This window comes from Paenibacillus sp. plas6 (assembly GCF_057221655.1).
This window is the reverse complement of the sequence record NZ_CM170151.1, coordinates 1523260-1540920: the sequence shown is the minus strand read 5'-3', so window position 1 is coordinate 1540920 and position 17661 is coordinate 1523260. Positions and strand designations below refer to the sequence as shown.

18 protein-coding genes are annotated in these 17661 nt (G+C 39.4%); 13 read left to right on the top strand and 5 right to left on the bottom strand.

From position 1 onward, the window contains the following. Window positions 1–32: 32 nt before the first annotated feature. Together AC2TDL_RS06785 and AC2TDL_RS06780 are read left to right on the top strand one after the other, a co-directional pair. Window positions 33–1550: a sugar ABC transporter ATP-binding protein gene (locus AC2TDL_RS06785; RefSeq protein ID WP_484699543.1), complete on the top strand. Its 1518-nt coding sequence runs from the start codon at window positions 33–35 to the stop codon at window positions 1548–1550. Next, window positions 1547–2533: an ABC transporter permease gene (locus AC2TDL_RS06780; protein ID WP_484699541.1), complete on the top strand. Its 987-nt coding sequence runs from the start codon at window positions 1547–1549 to the stop codon at window positions 2531–2533. Before AC2TDL_RS06785 ends, AC2TDL_RS06780 begins: the two co-directional genes overlap by 4 nt. A 97-nt stretch (window positions 2534–2630) precedes the next feature. On the opposite strand, the gene AC2TDL_RS06775 is transcribed toward AC2TDL_RS06780, so the two are convergent. Beyond that, a complete protein-coding gene (locus AC2TDL_RS06775; protein ID WP_484699539.1) occupies window positions 2631–2849 on the bottom strand; it encodes a DUF2277 family protein in 219 nt (72 codons plus the stop codon). Continuing rightward, window positions 2803–4095, bottom strand: a complete 1293-nt coding sequence (gene hflX, locus AC2TDL_RS06770; protein ID WP_484701083.1) for a GTPase HflX — start codon at window positions 4093–4095, stop codon at window positions 2803–2805. Before hflX ends, AC2TDL_RS06775 begins: the two co-directional genes overlap by 47 nt. A gap of 130 nt (window positions 4096–4225) precedes the next feature. On the opposite strand from hflX, the gene modA reads away from it, so the two are divergent. From modA to AC2TDL_RS06750, 4 genes are all read left to right on the top strand, one after another. Beyond that, the gene (gene modA / locus AC2TDL_RS06765; protein WP_484699535.1) at window positions 4226–5077 is read left to right on the top strand and encodes a molybdate ABC transporter substrate-binding protein; all 852 of its coding nucleotides are present in this window, start codon (window positions 4226–4228) and stop codon (window positions 5075–5077) included. Then, entirely contained in the window at window positions 5074–5742 is a 669-nt protein-coding gene (gene modB / locus AC2TDL_RS06760; protein ID WP_484699533.1) for a molybdate ABC transporter permease subunit, read from the top strand. Before modA ends, modB begins: the two co-directional genes overlap by 4 nt. Before the next feature lie 72 nt (window positions 5743–5814). Next, complete coding sequence (locus AC2TDL_RS06755) at window positions 5815–6597, top strand: Cof-type HAD-IIB family hydrolase (RefSeq protein ID WP_484699531.1); 783 nt, start codon at window positions 5815–5817, stop codon at window positions 6595–6597. A 176-nt stretch (window positions 6598–6773) separates the two neighbouring features. Continuing rightward, window positions 6774–7592, top strand: a complete 819-nt coding sequence (locus AC2TDL_RS06750; protein ID WP_484699529.1) for a protein-glutamine gamma-glutamyltransferase — start codon at window positions 6774–6776, stop codon at window positions 7590–7592. 166 nt (window positions 7593–7758) lie between these two features. Here the strand turns inward: AC2TDL_RS06750 and AC2TDL_RS06745 are convergent, their stop codons facing one another. Both AC2TDL_RS06745 and AC2TDL_RS06740 read right to left on the bottom strand, forming a co-directional pair. Then, window positions 7759–8196, bottom strand: a complete 438-nt coding sequence (locus AC2TDL_RS06745) for a DUF4395 domain-containing protein (RefSeq protein WP_484699525.1) — start codon at window positions 8194–8196, stop codon at window positions 7759–7761. Window positions 8197–8238: 42 nt separating this feature from the next. Beyond that, window positions 8239–8904 carry a peptidylprolyl isomerase gene (locus AC2TDL_RS06740; protein ID WP_484699522.1) on the bottom strand — a complete coding sequence of 222 codons (666 nt, stop codon included), beginning with the start codon at window positions 8902–8904 and terminating at the stop codon, window positions 8239–8241. Between the two features lie 150 nt (window positions 8905–9054). Here AC2TDL_RS06740 and AC2TDL_RS06735 point away from each other — a divergent pair, with 150 nt between their 5' ends. Then, on the top strand, window positions 9055–9834 hold the full coding sequence (locus AC2TDL_RS06735) for a YheC/YheD family protein (RefSeq protein WP_484699520.1): 780 nt from the start codon (window positions 9055–9057) through the stop codon (window positions 9832–9834). A 73-nt stretch (window positions 9835–9907) separates the two neighbouring features. Here the strand turns inward: AC2TDL_RS06735 and ytxJ are convergent, their stop codons facing one another. Next, a complete protein-coding gene (gene ytxJ, locus AC2TDL_RS06730; protein WP_484699518.1) occupies window positions 9908–10246 on the bottom strand; it encodes a bacillithiol system redox-active protein YtxJ in 339 nt (112 codons plus the stop codon). Between the two features lie 262 nt (window positions 10247–10508). Between ytxJ and AC2TDL_RS06725 the strand changes: the two genes are divergently transcribed. From AC2TDL_RS06725 to AC2TDL_RS06700, 6 genes are all read left to right on the top strand, one after another. Further along, window positions 10509–11081 (top strand): TetR/AcrR family transcriptional regulator, encoded by a 573-nt coding sequence (locus AC2TDL_RS06725; protein WP_484699516.1) that lies wholly within the window; start codon window positions 10509–10511, stop codon window positions 11079–11081. A 69-nt stretch (window positions 11082–11150) separates the two neighbouring features. Further along, window positions 11151–13175, top strand: a complete 2025-nt coding sequence (locus tag AC2TDL_RS06720; RefSeq protein ID WP_484699514.1) for a YhgE/Pip family protein — start codon at window positions 11151–11153, stop codon at window positions 13173–13175. A gap of 211 nt (window positions 13176–13386) precedes the next feature. Continuing rightward, window positions 13387–14475, top strand: a complete 1089-nt coding sequence (locus tag AC2TDL_RS06715) for an ABC transporter ATP-binding protein (protein ID WP_484699512.1) — start codon at window positions 13387–13389, stop codon at window positions 14473–14475. Window positions 14476–14523: 48 nt separating this feature from the next. Beyond that, complete coding sequence (locus AC2TDL_RS06710; protein ID WP_484699510.1) at window positions 14524–15339, top strand: ABC transporter permease; 816 nt, start codon at window positions 14524–14526, stop codon at window positions 15337–15339. Further along, window positions 15326–16120 carry an ABC transporter permease gene (locus AC2TDL_RS06705; RefSeq protein WP_484699508.1) on the top strand — a complete coding sequence of 265 codons (795 nt, stop codon included), beginning with the start codon at window positions 15326–15328 and terminating at the stop codon, window positions 16118–16120. The genes AC2TDL_RS06710 and AC2TDL_RS06705 overlap by 14 nt, the downstream gene beginning before the upstream one ends. Continuing rightward, window positions 16117–17190, top strand: a complete 1074-nt coding sequence (locus tag AC2TDL_RS06700; RefSeq protein WP_484699506.1) for an ABC transporter substrate-binding protein — start codon at window positions 16117–16119, stop codon at window positions 17188–17190. Before AC2TDL_RS06705 ends, AC2TDL_RS06700 begins: the two co-directional genes overlap by 4 nt. Window positions 17191–17661 lie beyond the last annotated feature (471 nt).

The following is a 17661-nucleotide window of genomic DNA, read 5'->3' as shown; positions in this document are numbered from 1 at the left end:
TATCCTGTTTATAAGGTAGGTGGAAGCAGTTGGTGGCAACTGGGCAAGTTAAACTGGAAATGAAAGATATTTCGATTGCCTTCCCTGGAGTACAAGCATTGTCCTCTGTTAATTTTCAGATGCTTTCCGGCACATCGCATGCCTTAATTGGGGCGAACGGCGCAGGTAAATCAACCTTGATGAAGGTGCTTGCAGGAGCATATGAACATTATACGGGCAGTATTGCGATCGATGGACAAACGCTTAATATTCGTAAGCCAAAAGACGCTAAGGATTGTGGTATTCAAATTGTATATCAAGAGGTTGATATGCTTCTTATCCCAAATTTGAGCGTTGCAGAAAATATTATGTTGGAGCAAATGGTTCATGATGCTGAGCAAAAAGCATTTGTGAATTGGAGTGAAATCCATAAAGAGGCTGCTAAAATTATGAATCAGATTGGGTTTCATTTACCAACAAATAAGCTTGTCAAAGAACTGACATTGGCAGAAAAACAGCTTGTGCTTATTGCTCGTGCAGTATCTATGAAATGTAAGTTTCTTATATTGGATGAGCCTACAGCTCCGTTAAGTGATAGCGAAACTAGCCGTTTATTTTCTTTGATTGAACGCTTAAAAAAGGAAGGAGTCGGCATAATTTTCATTTCTCATCGCTTACCTGAACTTTTTCAAATTTGCGATGATATTACGATTTTGCGCGATGGAAAGCTTGTTATCTCTGCACCTATTAACACGATGAATCAGGTTATCGTTGCTCAACATATGCTTGGTACGCAGTTAGATGGACAGTTTCCATCTCGTCAGCCTAAGATCGGTGAGTTAGCGTTTGAAGCAATAGACGTTGCAGATGATGAGAAAGTGCATGGTGTATCTATTCAGGTGCATAAAGGAGAAATTGTTGGCATCGCAGGGCTTGTTGGTGCTGGTAAAACTGAGCTTTGTCGTATTCTGTTTGGAGCTGCACATAAAAAGCGCGGTGAAATTCGTAAAGGCGGCAACGTCATTGCTTATCGTACACCTCATCAAGCAGTTCAGCATGGACTGGCAATGATTCCTGAAGAGCGTCGGCGGGAAGGCATCTTTGTGCAGGAAATGGTAGGGGTCAACCTTACGATTGCGAATCTTACGCCGCACACTTCATTTAAATTATGGCTGAACAAAGCGAAGGAAAAGCTGGCTTCTTACAGCATGATTGAAAAGCTAGGCATTAAAACTCCTAGCGAAAAGACGTTAGTTGCAAATTTATCAGGTGGTAATCAGCAAAAGATTGCTATCGGTAAATGGTTGCTGGCAGATGCAGAAGTATATATTTTTGATGAGCCGACAAAGGGTGTTGATGTCGGAGCCAAACGCGATATTTACAACTTGATAGCAGGTCTTGCCGCACAAGGGAAAGGCGTTATTTTCGCATCCAGTGAAACGAATGAAATGATCGGTCTTACAGATCGCATGTATGTTATGTATGATGGTAAGGTAGCTAAGGAATTAATTACGGCGCAAAGTAGCGAGGAAGAAATTATGTTTTATAGTACTGGGGGACAAGCAACATGAAGGCAGTCGATGTAAAGCAGAAAGGAGTCAACTGGTTTGACTTCCTATATAAATATGGAACTTTAATTACGATCGCTCTCCTCGTCGTTTTTTTCGGCTTGGTGACAGATAACTTTTTAACTGCGTCAAATATAACGAATATTTTTCGCTCAATTTCGATTGTAACGATTATTGCAATTGGATTGACGCTATCGCTTTCTGTTGGCGGCTTTGACCTATCTGTTGGATCCACTGCATCGCTTGCTAACGCTGTCGTAATTTCGCTATTTGTATGGCATAGTCAAAATATATACGTTAGTATCGCAGTTGTGCTTATCATCTGTGCACTTATTGGGTTAATTAATGGATTTTTAGTTACAAGCTTTAAAATTGAAGATATGCTGATGACACTTGCAACGATGTTTATCGTTCAAGGGATCGCACAAACTTATACGCGTGGCGCGACAATTTCGCAAAATATGATTATGCCAAGCGGGGATTATGCGCCAGGAACAATTCCAAAAGTTTTCGGTATGCTTGGTAAATCACCATATATTATCATCATTATGATTGTTACAGTAATTCTTGTTCAGCTATTTTTATCCTTTACAAAGCATGGTCGTTATATGTATATGATTGGCGGCAATCCTGAAGCAGCCAAGTTGTCTGGTATTCCAGTTAAAAAATATCGCTTTATTGCTTATATCATTGGAGCTTTATTTGCTGGAATCGGTGGTATTTTGCTAGGGGCACGTGTTATGACTGCAGAAGTTAATGCAGGTGCACCGTATTTGATGGATGCTGTTGCGGCATCGTACATTGGCTATGCGGTGCTAGGCTCTGGTAAGCCAAACGCGTTTGGTACATTTATCGGGGCAGTGTTAATTGGGATATTATCCAACGGGTTGATTATGATTTCTGTTCCGTATTATGCAATGGATATTGTAAAGGGTGCAGTGCTTGCCCTTGCTCTTGGAATTACGTATTATAAACGCAAACATTAAGATAGAGAATTCCTTCAATAAGCAAGAGCTGCTTAGTAAGAATAAAAACTGCGGAAGCTAATTAGCAGTTAATGTCTTACTAAAGCAGCTTATTTTGTTAATTTTGCGCAGAAAATCTTTTAAGCGAGCGTTCCTTAGCTTTTATCGCTTCCAGCTCGCGATTATGAGCCGGCGCATTGCTGACTAACGAATCTAACAGCTTGCGAACGACCTCGGATACTTTCTCTACTGCTAGATTAAAGGCTTCTTCATTATTTTTTGGCGGTTGATTAGCTAATGGTTTGATACTCAGTAAAATATTGCTTATATCGTTCAAAATCAACGATGCTGCATTCCAATTCTAATCTTGTGCCTGTTTCTTCATATTCGGTTTGGAACACCTGGGCATGCTCATTGAAATAGGAAACTAGTCGGCCTTGGTCGTAAGGAATAAGCACATTACATTTAATATAGTTAGTGAATATCCGTTCCTTAATGCATTGCAGCAGTTCATCTAATCCAGCCTTCTCTTTTACTGACATATAGAGTGTGTTGCCTTGCACGACAGGATAGGGATGATCGGTTAAGTCACATTTATTATATACATACAGCATATCGATGCCTGATGTACCAAGCGATTCTAACGTTTCGTTAGTTACATCAATCAGCTTGTTATAGTCTTCATGTGCATAGTCGACGACATGAATAAGCAAATCAGCCTCAGTCACTTCTTCTAGCGTTGATCTGAAGGCTTTAATTAAATGGTGTGGCAACTTGCTGACAAAACCAACGGTATCCGTTAACAAAAAGCTTTTATTATCATCCAGCTCGATTTTTCTAACAGATGTTTCAAGCGTTGCAAACAGCATATTTTTGACGAAGACTTCCTTTGTCGTTTCTGGATCAGTATGACGCAAAATAGCATTCATTAAGCTTGATTTACCAGTGTTAGTGTAACCAACAAGACAAACTACAGGAACTTCGTTCTTTTTACGCTTTAGACGCTGGGTTTGACGAGTTGCTACCAGTTTATCTAGCTCTTGCTGCAGCATACTAATGCGTTCCTCAATACGGCGGCGATCGAGCTCAAGCTTCGTTTCACCTGTACCTCTGTTGCGGAAGCCAGCAGCACCACCGCTACCGCCTTGACGGCTAAGAGAGGCGCGCAAGCCAACGAGACGAGGCAGCATGTATTGAAGTCTGGCGATTTCAACCTGTAGTTGCGCTTCGCGCGTTTTTGCACGTTCAGCAAAAATATCTAGAATGAGAATAGTGCGATCAATTACCTTGCAGTCGAGATCTGCCTCTAAATTGCGAATTTGTGACGGTGAAAGCTCATCATTGAAAATAATGGTTTCAACTTCACGAGCTTGTGCTAGCGCTCGTAGCTCTTCAATTTTTCCTGTTCCAATATAATGAGATGGATTAATTCGCTGAGCTTTTTGAGTGAGGCGATCAACTACTTCGATGTGACAGGCCTCAGCTAAAGAAGCTAGTTCAGCCATGCTATAATCAAAATCAGCTTGGGATCGGTCGTTGAGATGTAATCCAACAATGATAGCTTGCTCAAGTTCAAGTTCTATTGTCATTTCATTTACCTCCATTTAGGTTGGCAACAGTGTAGCATATGGAAAATCAGCAATCAACTTTTATTATATGCATATTCATGGTATGTTGATAAGTGGCTAACTGGAATGTGCAAGGAGGAGACAAATGTTAGGAAATAACGTTCGAATTCTATTCGTGACCAGTTTAATAGTGCTTATTATAGGAGTAAGCTCAGCTTGCTCAGAGCAAGCAAGGCAAAATAATCAAAATGCGGCTAAATCAAATGCCACTAAGCAGACGGAACAAGCAGAGCAACATTTAGAAAAGCAGTCCAAGCTGCTTATCTCAGCAGCAGCTAGCTTGACAGTTGTGTTAGATGAAATTGCGGCTGCATTTGAAGAACAAACTGGAATAACAGTAGATATTAACTACGGTTCATCTGGAGCATTGCAGAAGCAAATTGAACAAGGAGCACCAGTTGATATTTTTATTTCTGCAGGAAGCAAGCAAATGGTTGCTTTGCAGGAGCAAAACGTAGTTGAGCAATCTCTTCCATTGCTGCGCAATTCACTCGTTGTAATTAGCCACTCAAAATTGGATAGAGAAGTTAAGTCATTATCCCAATTGCTGAATGATGTAAATGCAGAGCATATCGCGCTAGGTCAACCTGAAACAGTACCTGCAGGTCAGTATGCGCAAGAAGCACTAGTTGCAGAAAATCTATGGTCAGACTGGGAAGAACGTTATGTTTATGGTAATGATGTACGACAAGTGTTATCGTATGTTGAACAAGGAAATGCAGAGCTAGGCTTTGTCTATGCAACAGATGCTGCTTCCTCCGATACAGTTCACGTTGTATACACTGTGTCAGCAGAGCTTCATAATCCAATCGAATATCCAATCGCAATTGTGGCTGCAACAAAGCATAGAAACGTTGCCCAGCAGTTTCTAGAGTATGTGCAGCAAGCAGAATGGATAGAGCTTTATGAGCAAAGCGGGTTTCAAGTCGTCAAATGATTGATGTATGGAGCTGGGATGCATTTCTTAGTCCAATATTTGTATCATTAAAGATTACTTGTTTAGCTAGTGTAATTACTTTTATATTAGCTTTATTTATAGCACGTTGGCTCAGTGTGACGACATTGCCATTTAAGGTGGTGCTGGATACATTATTTATGCTGCCTTTAGTGCTGCCTCCTACCGTTGTAGGTTTTATCTTACTTTATTTGTTCGGCAAGCAAGGATGGATTGGAAAGTGGCTGAGCAGTTGGTTTGATTGGTCGATTGTGTTTACATGGTGGGGAGGCGTGTTGGCTGCGGTTGTTGTTTCTTTTCCGCTTGTGTACCAAACAATAAAAGCTGGATTTGCTGGCGTTGATGGAGAGTTGGAAGAAGCCGCACGCTCGCAAGGAGCTTCGGAATGGCAAGTATTGCGTTACATTACTTTGCCTTTAATGCGTCGTTTATTAGCTGTTGCTTATGTACTTGGCTTTGCGCGTGCACTAGGTGAATTTGGCGCAACACTAATGCTGGCTGGAAATATTCCAGGTCGAACGCAAACAGTGGCGACTGCTATTTATATCGCCGCAGACAGTGGACGAATGGCGTTAGCATATAGCTGGGTAGCTGTGATGATCTTATTTTCTTTTATTTTAATGCTGCTTGTAAGAAGGCGTGTTTAGAATTTAAATAGAACAAGAGCAAAAAAATTAAAAACATTTCACAACTTAGAAATGGAAGAGGAGAATGCATATATGTCATACAAAATTGTGTTTTTTGATATTGATGGTACGTTAGTAAATGAGGAAAAGGTAGTGCCTCAAGATACAATTGAAGCGATTCGTGAAATTAAGGCACTTGGCGTAGAGCCTGTTATTGCTACTGGACGAGCTCCATATTTTTTTGAGGAGCTGTTAGAGCAAGTTGGTATTAGCTCGTATGTATCTCTTAACGGAGCATTAGCGGTATATCAAGGGGAAGTTATTTATCGCAGACCAATTGCGCCAGAAATAGTTGAATCGTTTGTTAACTTTGCTCGTCAGCAAGGACACCCTTTATGCTTTGAAGGAGAGTCTCGCTATGCAACCGATAATCTTGCCAATGAGCGTGTACAGCGTTCGCTTACTTCGTTAAAGGTTAAATTGCCAGTAGAGGAGCATGACTTTTGGAGCAAGGAAGATATTTATCAAATGTTCCTTCATGCGATTGATGGAGAAGATGTTGCTTACAAGCATTTTGAAGATCGTCTTACGTTTATTCGCTGGCATGCAGATGCGATCGATATTTTGCCGTTAGGTGGCTCAAAGGCTAAAGGAATTGAAGCGATGTTAACTAAGCTTGGCATTGATCGCTCAGAGGCAGTTGCATTTGGAGATAATTTAAATGATAAAGAGATGCTGGAGTATGTTGGACTTGGAATCGCAATGGGGAATTCTCACCCTGATGTTATCCCATATGCCAATTATGTAACTACTCATGTTGATGAGCAAGGCATTCGCAACGGTTTAATTGCAGCAGGAATTTTGAAGTCAAAATAATTATTCACCAAACTGCTAGTGCGGGCGTACAATAACCTAACGATGCATAGGCGTATATTTAACGAAAGTAGGCGATTCAATGCTTGTCTTTACAGACAACGATTATGGAGAGCCCACGCCTATGAAGTACGTTTCTTGTTTCCAATAAATGAAACGTTGTTAAGGAGGTTATTGACGTGATCGTACTTAAATCAGGCTCGATAGATGAACTGAATATGAACAGTTTGTCGGGGGTAGAACGTAATATCGTACGCTGGAAAATTGCCAGCCGAATTCGATATGAATACCCTTCCTTAGAAGCCTTAAAGTTCGAGCTGAGAATGAGAAAAAATACAGTAGATGCTTGTTACGCTATGTATCATAGCGGCGTACAGTTTGCGGTGTTTAGTCGTTCCAGATGTAATCCGCAATATTGGATTCGTACACGTAATGGTGGGTTTTTGCTGCGTAATGACGTAAGACCTGCTGATGCTATTCGCGATATTTTTATTAACGGGCATTTATACGCATTTGAGTGCTCAGGTGCGATTATTATATTATACTATCGTGCAGTGCTTGAATCGATCGGCGATGCTACCTTTAATTATTACTTCCAAAATTTATTTTTGCGAGATTGGCAAAAGGACTATGATCTGCAGTTAATTGCAAGCTATGATCTGAACGATCTGTATCCTGGGGATGTATGCTATTTCCGCAATCCAGATCATCATCCGCGTCATCCAGAATGGCAGGGTGAAAATTGCATTATGCTTGATCGCGATCTATTCTTTGGTCATGGTGTTGGAGTGCAAACAGCTGCTGGGGTAATCGCAAATCTCAATCGCGCGCGCAGACCATTTGCCCGTCGCTCGGCTTATATGGAAAATCTAATCGTACGACCAGATTTTCAATTATTACGTTCACTTATTGTTCATGAGCAACGGATCGGGATTGAAAGCGGCGAGCTAATACTTGATGAGGATGAGACTAGAGAATTGTTAGCACTGCTTGCATAATGAGTCGCTGATGTTATGACTTATAAAGCAAGATAAATTGGTTTTAATACTGTTTATGGTCGATTTATCCCGTTAATGAAAAGAGGCAGAGGATGCTTCGCAGTGCAGTTAAAACTGTCTGCTAAGCGCCTCTGCCTTCATTGTTGTTATACCATTAAAGCATGGGTTAATTTGATTTATTTCGTAAAGCCTTATATTTTTTATATTGAAAATAAATGGTGCAGCCAATGCAATAGCCTAGCAGTGCTGCTAATGCTGCAGCACACATCATCCCTGCAAAAATATAAGCTGTCACTTTCCATTGTAATGAAAAACAGAGAAGTGACAAGGTTAAGAAGGTTAAGCCAAGGCTTAAATTAAATTTAACGAGTTCCTTTGCTTCTGTTTGCTTTGTGCCATAAATTGATTTGGCTAAAGGCTCAAGCAAAGTAACTAACACATTTGCCCCGGAACCAAACAATAAGGTTAATACTTGAATCAGCCACAAGATGGCAATTAACCACGGCATGTCCAAAGCAATTGATGCAATAATCCAAATCACGATGCCAATTTGATTACTTCTCACCTTAGCTATCGGAATTTCTTGTTTACCTTGTGCTTCCATCTCAATTCTCCTTAAAATGTTGATGACTTCAATTAAATAGATTTATTGCTTAACAAGCTCTTGTATTTCGCTATCACGTAAATCAACTGTAACCTTCTTCATAGCAAGAGGATTAATCGGTTTATCATTGCCGTCTCGCTCTTGTTCAACAATTTGATCAACGACATCCATTCCTTCAGTAACTTCCCCAAATGCAGCGTACTGACCATCAAGATGCGGAGCATCAGCCTGCATAATAAAAAATTGGGAACCGGCACTGTCATTTTCCATTGAGCGTGCCATTGAGATAACGCCACGGGCATGAACCATCGGGTTGTCAAAGCCGTTAGCTGTAAATTCTCCTTTAATAGCGTATCCCGGACCGCCGGTGCCATTACCTTGTGGATCGCCGCCTTGAATCATAAATCCAGGAATGACGCGATGAAAGATTAATCCGTCATAGAAGCCGCTTTGTACTAATGAGACAAAATTACTTACTGTATTTGGCGCAATTTCGGGATATAGTTCGAGCTTAATTATTCCCCCGTTGCTCATTTCAATCGTTACTTCTGGATGTTTACTGGAGTCAAGTAGCTCTAATCCTTCGTTAGAGTAACTCGTTTCTTCGTTTGGTGAGCCTTGCTGCTGATTAGATTTCTCTTCACCACAGCCGCTAATGATTAATAAAAATACTAAGCTCACGAGCAATGTTACGTGCTTAAAAGACATAAATCATACTCCTTCTTACTTATATTTAGTTTTATATTATTTTAGCATAAATAATTTTGAAATAACTAATTTAGTTCAATGAATGTCCATTGCACGGAATCGTACTGCTTCATATGTTGTAGCAGATGGTAATAGGGAGAGTGAGATCGAATGATGCGAAGAAGAGCGAAAATTTTAACTAAAAAAGCTCCCAGACGTTCAAATAAAATGCTAAAAACTTTGGTAATTAAACGAAATAGCTATATCCGTAAACATATACCTCCTACTGTATTAATGACCTCAAAATCTTTGCTAAATATGCTCAGTCGTTATGGGATGGTTTATATTAAACCTAAACATGGCTCATTAGGCAGAGGGGTTATTCGGATAACGAAGCAAGGTAATCGCTATTTGGCTCATATTGGCAGGATTGTATCCAGCTATTCAAGCTATCAAGGGCTTTATCGTGCAATTTTGCAGTTTACAAAAGGGGAGAGCTATATTGTACAAATGGGAATAGACTCATTAAAGTACCGGGGCAGAGTGTTTGACATACGGGTGGTTGTACAGAAAGCTCCAAACGGTCATTTCGAAGTGACTGGTGTAGCAGGTAGAATTGCCCAAGCCTTTAGAGTAGTAAGTAATGGAGCAGGTGGTGGAGCAGTTGGAACAATAGATAGTCTACTTACTCCACAGCAAATTAGCATCGCTATGCCGCGTATTTACAAGCTAAGTCTAGCTGTGATGGCAGAGGTAAGAAAAAAATGGCCGCGGCAAAATGAAATTGGACTTGATATTGCCTTAGATAACAACTTAAAGCCTTGGATTCTAGAATATAATATTCGACCAGATCATCGAATGTTTCTACTTCTTGATGATCAATCGATGATAAAAAAAATCGTACGATACGGTGCGAGCTATGGAAGAAGTTATCGACTTTCACTGTATTAAAAAGCTTATTAAAAGGAAAAAGCGAAGGTCATAATAACATCATCTGTGTTATTATAATCTTCGCTTTTCATATTTAATCAAGAACGGCAGTAATATGTGCTTTTGTTACAGACCAATGGGATGTGCTCCATACTTTTTGCTTTTTGTCTAACAACATAATTTGTGGAGATTCATGTTTAATTCCTGTATCCTCAGCAATTTGCAATGAAATTGGACGAGATTCGATAACTTTAACAAGGTAATAGTTCACATCAGCACGTGGTTTGTCAGATAAATAATTTGTAAATTCAGTGTAAGCATTGGCACTTACTGGACATGTAGTACTATGTTTGAAAACGACAATCGGATGCTCATTTGAAGATTCAAAAGCTTGCTCCCACTGCTCAGCACTTGTAATTTCTGTATAATTCATGTTTTACCATGCTCCTTTATTGTCCTTAATTTATATGCATTGCTACTATTATACCTTGTTCACACAATAATCGCTAATAGTTAAACCTTGCTAAAGCACAGTAATTTATGAATAGCTCATGAAATTTACAGATATATGAAAAAAGATGTTGCAATTTGCAAAGGAATGTTCTAAAATTGAATCAATGACTGAAATTCAAATTTGGTCATTCGGTCACTTAGTCATTAACATCATGCATAATTTTCGTAAGAGGAGGGATGTTATGAGTATTGATCGTCGGGCACTAATTGTAGAAGCTGCGCAAAAATCTTTTGCTTTATTTGGTTATAAGGCTACAACGATGGACCAAGTAGCGAAAATAGCAAATGTTGGCAAAGGTACAATTTATACCTTTTTCACCAATAAAGAAGATTTGTTTCAAGAGGTACTTAACCGACTATTGCTGGAAATGAAGGAAGTAACAGAGCAAGTAGTCAATCAACAGCTTCCTTTTTTTGACACTTTGTCTCAAGCACTTAATATTTTATTAGAATTTCGTAAAGAGCATGAGCTTGCCCTTAAGCTAACACAAGAGGTAAAAGAAATAGGTACTCCAATGGCGATTGAAGGGATTCGACAAATTGAAAAGCTCATCGTCGATTATGTGGCGGAAAAGGTTGAGCTTGCTATTGCACGTAAAGAGATTAAAGAATGTGATCCACAGCTAACAGCATTTATCATTTTACGATTATATATGGCGCTTGCTGTTGAATGGAATCCTAATAAAGTGCTTGAAAAGAGTGAAGTTGCAAAGCAACTTAGATTTTACTTGGAGAGTGGTTTGGCGCTCAAATAGAGACGCCTTTTCTTTTGAGGTAAAATGACCAAATGAGAAAAATAGTCAATTAGACAAGGTGAGGGAAAGATGAAAAGAAAAAAACAGTTTTCAGCCGAACTATCAAGTATTGTGCGCAATCCGAAAGTTGTTATTCCTGTTATTGCAGTAATGCTAGTTCCATTATTGTACTCTGCGCTGTTTCTTGGTGCATTCTGGGATCCATATGCTCGTCTTGATAAAGTGCCAGTAGCGATTGTCAACGAGGATGTTGGGGCAGAATTTAATGGAGAGAAACTGGAAATCGGTAATCAGTTTGTTGATAAGCTTAAGGAATCCGATAATTTTGATTGGAAGTTTGTAAGTAAGGAAGAAGCTTTAGCTGGTTTAAAAAACAACGAATACTATTTAATGCTTGAAATTCCAGAACGTTTTTCTGAGCAAGCAGTTTCGTTAACTAGCGATCAACCAGAGCAAGCTGAATTAATTTACACGCCGAATGAAGGCTATAACTTTTTGGCTTCACAAATTGGCAGTACAGCAGTATCTGAGTTATCTGCACGTTTGAATCAACAAATTACAGAAACTTATGTTTCCGCTATTTACGATAAACTAGGCGAAGCACTTGATGGTTTAGGCGCAGCAAGTGAAGGTGCTTTGCAAATTGCAAATGGAGCTAGCTCTGCAAGTGAAGGAGCGAACAAGCTGCTTGATGGTCAAAAAACTTTGGGCTCTGGCTTAGAGAAATTGCAATCAGGAACAGCAACACTTAATAACGGTGGGAAAGAGCTTGTTACTGGTTTAACTTCACTAAATAAAGGTACAAAAGAGTTAGCAACTGGTCTTAATTCTTTAGAGCAAGCAGGGAAAAGCTTGCAGCAAGGTATTGGTCAGTTAAATACGCAATATAAGGAATTAAATCAAGGTCTTGCCCAAAGCAGTCAAGGAACAACACAGCTTAAGCAAGGAGCAGCTGGACTTCAAGCTGGATTACAGCAGCTTGCAGCAGCTATGCCGCAATTAGCGGAAAGCGACTCATTTAAGCAATTGTTAGCAGGCAGCGAAGCACTTGTTCAAGGATTAACTGCAAAAGAGCAAGGTGAAGCTAAGCTAGTTGCAGGTTCACAAGCAGTAGTAGAGGGGTTATCTAAGCTAAATAGTGGCTCGACAGAATTTACTGCAGGATTATCAAAGGTTAATGCTGGTGCGCAGCAGCTTGCGACTGGTTCCGACTCTGCATTAACAGGTGCTACTAAATTATCTCAAGGTATTACTACTTTGAATGAATCAACGCCGCAACTTGTTGCTGGTAATAAACAGCTGCAAGAAGGACAAAAAGAATTAATTACAGGTCTTAATAAATTGCAGGATGGAGCACAAGAGCTATCTGATAAGCTTGGCAATGCTAATGGCGAATCGTTAAACTTAACGTTGACTGAGCAAATGAAACAGCAGTTTGCTAAGCCTGTAACAGTGGAAACACAAGAGTATAACGAAGTTCCTAACTATGGAACAGGTTTTTCGCCTTACTTTATTTCACTTGGACTATATGTCGGTTGTATGCTATTAACGATTGTTTACTCTATGCGTATGCCTGTTCAAATTCCAAAAAGCGGCACAAGCTGGTATACTAGTAAGACGTTGATGGTATTATTAATTGCAGTACTGCAAGCAGTTATTCTTGGTGCAGCAGTATTGTTCACCCTAGATCTTGATGTACAGCATCTAGGTGCTTATTTTGGGATGTTGATTATTACAAGTGTAAGCTTTATGATGCTTATCCAGTTGCTTTGTACAGTTCTTAGCGATGTCGGTCGCTTCATTGCAATAGTTTTATTGATTCTACAGCTTACAAGCTCAGCAGGTACATTCCCATTAGAGCTTGTTCCAAATTGGCTGCAAGCAATCAATCCGTTATTGCCAATGACTTATTCCGTAATCGGATTTAAACAGGCAATCTCAAGCGTCGATATGAACCTATATGGTGAGAACTTTATGATCTTGCTAGGCTTTGCAGTAGTTTGCTCGCTTCTCACTTTCCTTTATATGAAGTTAACCTTCCGTCGTCAGTTCAATTCAGATAATTTACGTGAAGGTACACTGGTGAGTGAATAAGCAGGCGAGTTGCTAACTAGGTCAGCCTTAGATTTTTAATAAAAAGCTTCGCGTCGATCGACGCGAAGCTTTTTTAGTTTCTTCAGAAAAAGTCGAATGGAAGCAAGGGATTTAAGCAATAATTGTATAGAGAGTGTCGAATTTAAACACTTTTTAGGCATAATCATGTATAATCACTTTAATTGATTTGATTGGAAAAGGAGAAGTGGGAATGGATCAAAGAATCATTACTTTCGAAAATGTATCCAAGCGTTATAGCGATTCTGAACCAGCTGTATTAAAAAATGTCAGTTTTGATATTGAACGTGGCAAATTTTATACACTGCTAGGTCCATCAGGTTGTGGTAAGACGACGATATTAAGACTTATAGCGGGTTTTACTGCGCCTTCAGAAGGGAAAATATTTTTTAATGGCAAGCTAATTAATAATACACCAGCCAACGAGCGTCAAGTGAATACAGTTTTTCAGGACTACGCATTATTTCCTCATTTAAATGTGTTTGAAAATGTAGCCTTTGGTTTGCGCATTAAAAAGCTAAAAGAAGCGGTTGTTCGTGAAAAAGTCGCTGAAGCGTTAAAATTTGTTAACTTGAGCGGATATGAAAATCGTGAAATATCAGAAATGTCCGGTGGACAACGACAAAGGGTAGCGATTGCACGCGCAATTGTTAATGAACCCGAAATATTGCTGTTGGACGAGCCGTTATCAGCGTTGGATTTAAAGCTTCGCACAGAAATGCAATATGAGCTAAGAGAGCTGCAACGTCGCTTAGGAATTACGTTTATATTTGTAACCCATGATCAAGAGGAAGCATTGGCGATGTCCGATGAAATCTTCGTTTTAAATGAGGGGGTTATTCAGCAGTCGGGTACGCCAATTGATATTTACGACGAGCCAATTAATCGCTTTGTCGCTGACTTTATCGGTGAGTCGAATATTATTAAAGGCAAAATGATTAGAGATTTTGAAGTTGAAATTAATGGTCATGTTTTTGAATGTGTCGACCAGGGCTTAAATGAGAATGAAATTGTTGAAGTTGTCATTCGTCCCGAGGATATTGAAATTGTAAGTGCAGATGCGGCTCAATTGCAAGCTCGTGTTGATTCACAGTTGTTCCGTGGAGTACATTATGAAATTTGCTGCTATGACGATAATAACAACGAATGGCTAGTACATAGTACGCGTAAAGCGAACGTTGGGGAGCGTATTGGGTTAACGTTCGAGCCAGAAGCTATTCACGTCATGCGATTAGGCGAAACAGAAGAAGAATTTGATAAACGATTGGAATCGTACGAATAAGCTAGCGCTGAATGTGAAAGCAGCGCTGCTGGAGTGGGGAGATGACACATGGAAGCCAAAACACGCACGATATATTTAATCCCATATATGTTATGGCTGGTGCTGTTTGTTATTGCGCCAATCGTGCTTATTGTATATTACTCATTTATAAGTATTGAAGGTAATTTTACGCTTGCTAATTATAGTAAATTTTTCACACCGACTTATCTTAAAATGACCTTTAGCTCATTTTGGTATGCGTTGTTAATTACCTTTTTTTCGTTGGCGATAGCTTATCCAACAGCTTATTTGCTAACGAAAACGAAGCATAAACAGCTATGGCTCCTACTAATTATTTTGCCAAGCTGGATTAACCTGTTGCTAAAGGCGTATGCGTTTATCGGTATTTTTGGCACTTACGGTATCGTAAATGCGGTTTTAGAAACGATAGGAATCGGCAATCAGCAAATTTTGTTTACTGATTTTAGCTTTGTTTTCGTTTCTGTTTACATTTTTATCCCATTTATGATATTGCCAATTTATAATGCGTTGGAAAAAATGAACCCTTCGCTTATTTATGCAGCTAGAGATTTAGGAGCATCGCCTTGGATAACGTTTAGAAAAGTAATATTCCCACTTACAATTGATGGTGTGAAGGCGGGTTGTATTGCTGTGTTCATTCCAGCGTTGTCGCTATTTATGTTGACACGTCTAATTGCTGGTAACCGTGTCATTACACTTGGGACGGCTATTGAGCAGCATTTCTTAGTTACGGAGGATTGGGGTATGGGCGCAACGATCGCTGTATTCCTCATCATTATTATGGCTCTAGTGATGGTATTAATGGGCTTAAGAAAGCGAGGGCTAGATATTGTCAAACGCTAGATTTAAGCTTTCTAATTTATATTTAATCGCGGTGTTTATTATTTTGTACGCACCTATTGTTTACTTAGTTGTATATTCCTTTAATAGCGGCGGCACCATGCAAGGCTTTGATGGCTTTACGCTTGAACATTACAATGAAGTGATGCAGGATACGCGTCTATTAATTATTGTGCTAAATACGTTTATCATTGCGTTATTGTCGGCTGCAATTGCGACAATTATCGGTGTGTTTGGGGCGATTGCGATTCATTTTTTACGTGCAAATTCAAAAGCAACGCTCTTAACGCTTAACAATGTGTTAATTGTTAGTCCAGACGTCATTATTGGCGCGTCTTTTCTTATTTTGTTTACGATAATTGGTGTGCAGCTTGGCTTTACTTCGGTGCTGCTATCTCATATTGCCTTTAGCATTCCGATTGTCGTAGTCATGGTGCTGCCTAAGTTGCAGGAAATGAATCCTAGTCTTTTAGATGCGGCACGAGATCTTGGAGCAACCACTTGGCAAATTATGACGCGCGTTATTATGCCGTATATTAAGCCAGGGATCTATGCTGGGTTTTTCATGGCATTAACTTATTCTTTAGATGATTTCGCTGTAACGTTCTTTGTTACAGGTAACGGATATTCTACTTTAGCTGTAGAAATTTACTCACGAGCACGTCAAGGAGTGTCTTTGTCGATTAATGCTTTATCGACTTTGATATTCTTATTTACTGTACTGCTTGTCATTGGCTACTACTTTATTGAACGTCGCAATCGAAACGGGGTGGTCAAAGGATGAAACAGCTTGTAAGAACGTTTCTGCTTATTTTTTTAGTTAGCTTCGCTTTAATTTACTTAACCAAGGTGCTGAATGAAAGTGAAGGCTATAGCGGAAATGAGACATTGACCATTTATAACTGGGGCGACTATATTGATCCTGAATTAATTGAGCGCTTTGAAGAGGAGACAGGAATTAAAGTTATTTACCAAACGTTTGACTCCAATGAAGCGATGCTGACAAAAATTAAACAAGGCGGTACGACATTTGATGTAAGTGTACCTTCTGAATATACGATCGAAAAGATGAAGGAAGAAAACTTACTGCTGCCAATTGACCATAGCAAAATACCGAACCTTCAATATATCGATGAACGATTCCTTGATCTTTCGTTTGATGAAGGGAATGAATACTCTATTCCGTACTTTTGGGGAACGGTTGGGATTGTTTTCAATCCTGAGCTAGTTGGCGATTTAACCTTCTCAAGCTGGAATGACCTATGGGATGAGTCATTAAAAAATAATGTGTTTCTGTTAGATGGGGCACGTGAAGTGATTGGAATGGGGCTTAACTCATTAGGTTATTCATTAAATGATACGAATGAGCAGCATTTGCAGGAGGCATTTGCTAAACTGTCCAAGCTTACTCCTAATGTAAAAGCGATTGTTGGTGATGAAATTAAAATGCTAATGGCTGGCGAAGAAGCTGCGGCCGCATTAGTATGGTCAGGCGATGCTGCAGAAATTATGTGGGAAAACGAAAAACTTGACTATGTCGTTCCTGAAGAGGGCTCTAACCTATGGTTCGATAATATGGTTATTCCATCAACAGCGAAAAACATTGAAGGAGCGCATAAATTTATTAATTTTATGCTTGATCCAGAGGTTGCTGCTCAAAATGCAGAATATGTCGGTTATTCTACGCCGAATAAAGCGGCATTAGAGCTGCTTGATGAGGAAATCTCGGGCGACGAACGGTTTTACCCAAGCGATGAGTTAACATCTCGGCTTGAGGTATATGAGAACTTGGGTAAAAAAATGCTGGCGCATTATAATGATTTGTTTTTAGAATTCAAAATGCACCGCAAATAGAGGTAAGGACAATACTGGACTTTAGTGACGATGCACTGTAGCTATGCGTTGTGAGCTAAAGCTTGTAAAGGATGAAGCACCCATTGGAAGCGAAGGCTTGCAATGGGTGCTTTGTTTTTATTAGGAAATGAGCAGTAAAACCAATGAATTGATAAGGTGGGATTATTTTATAGGTTAACAATAAAAATAAAGGTATAAAAACACAAAATAGTATCAAAAAAGTGCAAATTGATCAAAATAACTGTTAGCTGCTTTGTTAAGATTTACAGCGGATAACTATTATTTATTGTGTGAAAAATTATATTTATGATGGGTTTGCACTTTTTGTATACAGTTTTTGGAGTGGTTTGAATTGTGACAAAATCGTGAACTTTATAATCTGAACATGAGATAAAACAGTTAATTTTATATGCAAATTAGGTATTGGTTTCATAAAAAGGAATGTCTTATTCAGAAAAATGTGACTTAGGA